This window comes from Pseudomonas sp. 3JA (genome assembly GCF_036961705.1).
Lineage (GTDB): Bacteria > Pseudomonadota > Gammaproteobacteria > Pseudomonadales > Pseudomonadaceae > Aquipseudomonas > Aquipseudomonas fluorescens_Q.
The window spans coordinates 1-4,927 of record NZ_JBAMDJ010000082.1 but is presented as its reverse complement, the minus strand read 5'-3'; the positions used below and the strand labels follow the sequence as shown (position 1 = coordinate 4,927).

Here is a 4,927-nt window from a genome sequence, read left to right as displayed (position 1 = left end):
CGCTTCGCGTCCCAGCGGGGATAAATCCCCTCGCCACAGGGCGTGTATGACCACCAAATTTCTCGCCTCCCTTGACGCCCCCCACCGCTGTCGTAGACTCCGCCCATCCGTCAGGGAGTAACGGTCATGCGACGTTTGAGTAGTTGGGTTGTGGGATTGACCTTTGTAACGTGCACGGTTCAGGCACAAACGCCTGCTGCCGACGATCCTTTGTTGGAAAGCAATGTCACGGCCAGTGCGCCGAGTGGCAACGAGGCGCGAGGGGTGCTGCGGGCGCGGGATCAGGCGGTGCTGGCCAGCGAGTTGGCCGGGCGCATCGTCGAGTTGCCGTTCAGTGAGGGCGAGTCGTTCAAGAAGGGCGACACCCTGGCGCGTTTCGATTGCTCGGCGTATCAGGCCCAGCTCAACGCGGCCCAGGCGGCCAGCCGGGGTGCCGGTGAGGAATTGGCGCATAACCGGCAACTGGCGCAATTGAAATCAGTCGGGCGTTTTGAGGTGTCGCGGGCCGAGGCCCGGCTCAATGAGACCCAGGCACAGTCCCAGGTGTACCAGGTTCAGGTCAAGCGCTGCAGCGTGGTCGCACCCTTCGATGGTCAGGTGGTGGCGCGCAAGGTCCAGCGTTATGAAAGCGTGGCCGCTGGGGCGCCGTTGCTCGATGTGGTGGACAACCGCACCCTGGAAATCCATCTGCTGGTGCCGTCGCGCTGGATGAACCGGCTCAAGCCCGGCCAGCCTTTCACGTTTATTCCCGATGAAACCGGCAAGCCATTGCAAGCGACGGTCAAGCGCTTGGGCGCGCGCATCGATGAGGGTAGCCAGACCTTGCTGCTGGTGGCGACCTTGCCGGATGCCACGGGGCTGTTGTCCGGCATGAGTGGTACCGCGCGTTTCGCGGAGCCCAAGTGAACGCGCCGATCACCGGCAACGCCGAGCAGGTGTTCGCCCGCTTCCTCGACCTGGAGCGCCAGACGCGTGCTGCACGTACCCCGGCGCAACTGAGCTACAGCCTGGTCAACGACGGTCAGGCCCTGTTCGGCTTTCGCCATGCCGCGCTATTGATCGCCGGCAAGGTCCAGGCCGTGACGGGCGTCAGCGCCGTGGAGCCGAACGCACCGTTTGTGGCGTTCGTCGAACAGGCGGTGGCGCAGCTGTTCAAACAGGGGGTACTGAATCAGGCCCGGGTGATTGCCGCCGAGGGGGTGGGCGAATCCATCCGGGCTGACTGGCAAAGCCTGTCCGCCGGGCAGGTGTTCTGGCTGCCGTTGATCGATCATCAAGGCCAGGTGTTCGGCGGCTTATGGCTGGCCCGCGACCTGCCATGGACCCCTGCCGAGCAAGTACTGTTATCGCAACTGGGCGACACCTACAGCCATGCGTGGCTGGCGCTGCAACCGCGCAAGCCGTGGCGTCTGCGTTGGACGCGCAAGCGCCAGGTCGCCCTGGTGGCGGTGTTGCTGCTGGGCTTGCTGATCCCGGTGCGCCAGTCCGTGTTGGCCCCGGCCGAAGTGGTACCGTTGGGCGGGCAGGTGGTGGCGGCACCGTTGGATGGGGTGATCGCCGAGTTCCTGGTCAAGCCCAACCAGACGGTCAAGAACGGCGACCTGCTGCTGCGTTTCGAAAGCACCAGCCTCAAGGCCCAGGCCGATGTGGCCGAGCGTGCGTTGGGCGTGGCTGAGGCCGAACTCAAGGCCAATTCCCAACGCTCGTTTGTCGACGCTGAATCCAGTTCGAAGATTGACTTGTTGGCCGCCCGCGTCGAACAGAAGCGTGCCGAGCGCAACTACGCGCTTGAGCTGCTCAAGCGCAGCGAAGTCCGCGCCGAGCGCGACGGCATTGCGGTATTTGCCGACGCCGAGCGTTGGCTCGGCAAGCCCGTGCAGACCGGCGAGCGACTGATGGAAATCGCCGACCCGAACCAGGCCGAGTTGCGCATTGAATTGGCAGTGGGCGACGCGATTGCCCTGGAGCCCGGTGCGCAAGTGGCGTTGTTTCTCGACAGCGACCCGTTGCAGCGGCACCTGGCCTGGCTCGAGCGCTCGGCCTATGAAGCGCAGCCTACCGCCGCCGGGCAGTTGGCGTACCGGTTGGACGCGCGTTTCGATGCCACGGCGCCGCGCATCGGCCTGCGGGGCACGGCGAAGGTCTTTGGCGACCGCGCGCCGCTGGCGTTGTACCTGCTGCGTCGGCCATTGGCCGGCCTGCGCCAGAGCGTAGGCCTGTAGCATGGACTTGCCGAGCCTGCGGCCGGACCTGCAATTGTCCCCGGCGGCGCCGGACCCGGACGGTTCGCCGCAGTGGACCTTGGCCGATCCGGTGCGCGGGCGCTATTTCAAGCTTGGCGCCGCGGCCATGCGCATGTTGCGGCACTGGTCCCTGGGCGATCCGGAACAGGTGCTGCAAGCCGCAAACCGCGAGCCGGGCCTGCCGCTCAATGGCGAGTCGCTGGAGCAACTGCTGGGTTTCTTGCGCGGCCATGACCTGATCAGCGCGATGGACCCACAACAGCGCGACAGTTACCTCTTCAAGACTGCCGCACAACGCCAGAGCCTGTGGCAGATCCTGCTGCATCAATACCTGTTTTTTCGCATCCCGCTGTGGCGCCCGGACGCCTTTCTCAACCGGGCCTGGCCCTGGTTGGCGCGGTTCGGCCCCGGGATCCTGCGCTATGGCCTGCCGCTGACCCTGGGCCTCGGCATCTTCCTGGTGTCGCGGGACTGGCAGCGTTTCATCGCGACGTTTCCGCACCTGTTCAGCCTGGGCGGTGCGCTGGCCTTCGGGGCGGCGTTGCTCTTCGCCAAGCTGTGCCATGAGTTCGGCCATGCCTTCATGGCCAAGCGCGCCGGTTGTCGTGTGCAAAGCATGGGCGTGGCGTTCATGGTGCTGTTGCCGATGTTCTATACCGATGTCAGCGATGCCTGGCGGATCAACGATCGTCGCGCGCGGTTGCTGATTGGTGCCGGCGGCGTCCTGGCCGAATTGTTGCTGGCGTGCATCGCGCTGCTGGCCTGGTCGCTGCTGCCCGACGGGCCGGCGCGCACCGCGGCGTTCATGCTGGCCAGCGCCACCTGGATCACCACGCTGATCATCAACTTGAACCCTTTCATGCGTTTTGACGGGTATTTCCTGCTCAGTGATTTCTGGGCGGTGGATAACCTTCAGGGACGTGCGTTCGCCCTGTGCCGCTGGCGCCTACGCGAAGCCTTGTTCGGTTATGGCGCGGCGGCGCCGGAACCCTGGTCGCCGAAGATGCGCCGGCGTTTGCTGGTCTGGGGATACGGCTCCTGGCTGTGGCGGGCATTGTTGTTTTTCGGGATTGCCCTGGCGGTCTATCACCTGTTTTTCAAGGTGCTGGGCATTTTTCTGATGATGGTGGAATTGGTGTGGTTCATTTTTATGCCCATCGTAAGTGAGTGGCGGCAATGGTGGAGTCGCCGCGAGCAGGCCCATGGCCCGCGAGTGCTGTTTGCAGGCCTGGTATTGCTGGGGTTGCTGTTGGCGCTGGTGCTGCCCTGGCGCAGCGCCGTGGAGGTGCCGGTCATGCTTGAGGCCGGCCGCGCCAGTGCCCTGCATGCGCCAGTGGCGGCACGGGTCAAGCAAGTGAATGTGCACGATGGCCAGACCGTGGCCCAAGGCGATGTGTTGATTGAATTGGAATCGCCGGACATGGCCTCGCGTTTGACCATCGTGCGCCGGGAAATCGAGATCCAGCAGTTGCAGATGCGTCGTCAGGCCGGGCGCAGCGAAACCGCCGCCGATGCCGGCATCATCGAACAGCAACTGGCCGAAGCGGTGGCCGAGTACCGAGGCCTGGTGGCCCAGCGCGAACGCCTGTTGTTGCGTGCTCCCCATGCCGGCCAGGTGCGCGACTTGTTGCCGCAACTGTCGGTAGGGCGCTGGCTGTCACCGACGCAGGTGCTGGCGCGGGTGGTGCAGCCCGATTCGCGGTTGCGCGGGTACCTCACCGAAGCCGAGCTCTGGCGGGTCGGGCCGGGTGCCACGGGACGGTTCATCGCGGACGATCCGATGCACACGTCGATTGCCGTGCAGTTGAATGAAATCGACACCAACGGCGTGGCCTGGGTCGAACAACAGGCATTGACCTCCGACCACCATGGGCCGATTGCCGTGCGCCGCGATTCGCAGCAACGGGCCGAGCCGGTGCAGGCGCAGTATGGCGTGCGCCTGAGTGCCATTGACGATTCGGCCGCGCCGGTGCAACCGCTGCGTGGCGTGGTGGTGTTGCAGGGGCAGGGCGAGTCGGTGTTGGGAGCGGCCTGGCGTCGGTTGGCGGCGTTGGGTGTCAGGGAAAGCGGTTTTTAAGGAGCGAGCATGGATTCAGTGGCGGCGGAGGGATTGGTGGTGCGGCCATCGCGGCTCAGCGATGGTCCGTTCTTGCAGAGCCTTTACCAGGCGGCACGACCGGATCTGCAATGGATCGACGGCGAGCATGAGCAGGTGCGGCAGGTGATTGCCCAGCAGTTTCAAGTGCAGGAGCAAGGGTTGGGAGAGAGCTTCCCCAATGCCATGCATTACGTGGTGGAAAAACTCGGCACCGCTATCGGCGCCTTGAGCACTGATTTTGGTCCCAATGAAATTCGCGTGCTGTACCTGGCCTTTATCCCTCAGGCCCGCGGGCAAGGCTATGGCCGGGCGGTGCTGCAAGGGGTGCAAAAAGCCGCGCAACAGGTCCGCTGCCCGGTGGCGACCGTGGTCTGGACCAGCAACCCCCATGCACGCCGGCACTACCTGGCGCTGGGTTTCGAAGTGCAGGAAAGCAACCCGGCGGCGGAGCGGTTGGTCTGGTATCCGAAAGGCAACTGAACAGTGCCTGACTTGTCACCTGTTCAATGTGTACAAGCGAGCTTGCTCGCGATGAGGGCGGTAAATCCAACATGGATGCAAGCTGACCCTCGGCCATCGCGAGCAA

4 protein-coding genes are annotated in these 4,927 nt (G+C 64.6%); all 4 read left to right on the top strand.

Annotated features, from left to right (window positions below; genetic code table 11):
• Positions 1-126: 126 nt before the first annotated feature.
• From V7773_RS30065 to V7773_RS30050, 4 genes are read left to right on the top strand one after another with little or no spacing between them, the layout of a single operon-like run.
• Entirely contained in the window at positions 127-906 is a 780-nt protein-coding gene (locus V7773_RS30065; protein WP_336076479.1) for an efflux RND transporter periplasmic adaptor subunit, read from the top strand.
• Positions 903-2,222 carry an efflux RND transporter periplasmic adaptor subunit gene (locus V7773_RS30060; RefSeq protein WP_092413246.1) on the top strand — a complete coding sequence of 440 codons (1,320 nt, stop codon included), beginning with the start codon at positions 903-905 and terminating at the stop codon, positions 2,220-2,222. Before V7773_RS30065 ends, V7773_RS30060 begins: the two co-directional genes overlap by 4 nt.
• A 1-nt stretch (position 2,223) precedes the next feature.
• Positions 2,224-4,320, top strand: a complete 2,097-nt coding sequence (locus V7773_RS30055) for a biotin/lipoyl-binding protein (protein ID WP_336076478.1) — start codon at positions 2,224-2,226, stop codon at positions 4,318-4,320.
• Between the two features lie 9 nt (positions 4,321-4,329).
• The gene (locus V7773_RS30050; RefSeq protein WP_336076477.1) at positions 4,330-4,821 is read left to right on the top strand and encodes a GNAT family N-acetyltransferase; all 492 of its coding nucleotides are present in this window, start codon (positions 4,330-4,332) and stop codon (positions 4,819-4,821) included.
• Positions 4,822-4,927 lie beyond the last annotated feature (106 nt).

Bases quoted from the DNA above. Each gene is read 5' to 3' on its own strand.
- V7773_RS30065 (WP_336076479.1), top strand. From the start codon at position 127: ATGCGACGTTTGAGTAGTTGGGTTGTGGGATTGACCTTTGTAACGTGC.
- V7773_RS30055 (WP_336076478.1), top strand. From the start codon at position 2,224: ATGGACTTGCCGAGCCTGCGGCCGGACCTGCAATTGTCCCCGGCGGCG.
- V7773_RS30050 (WP_336076477.1), top strand. From the start codon at position 4,330: ATGGATTCAGTGGCGGCGGAGGGATTGGTGGTGCGGCCATCGCGGCTC.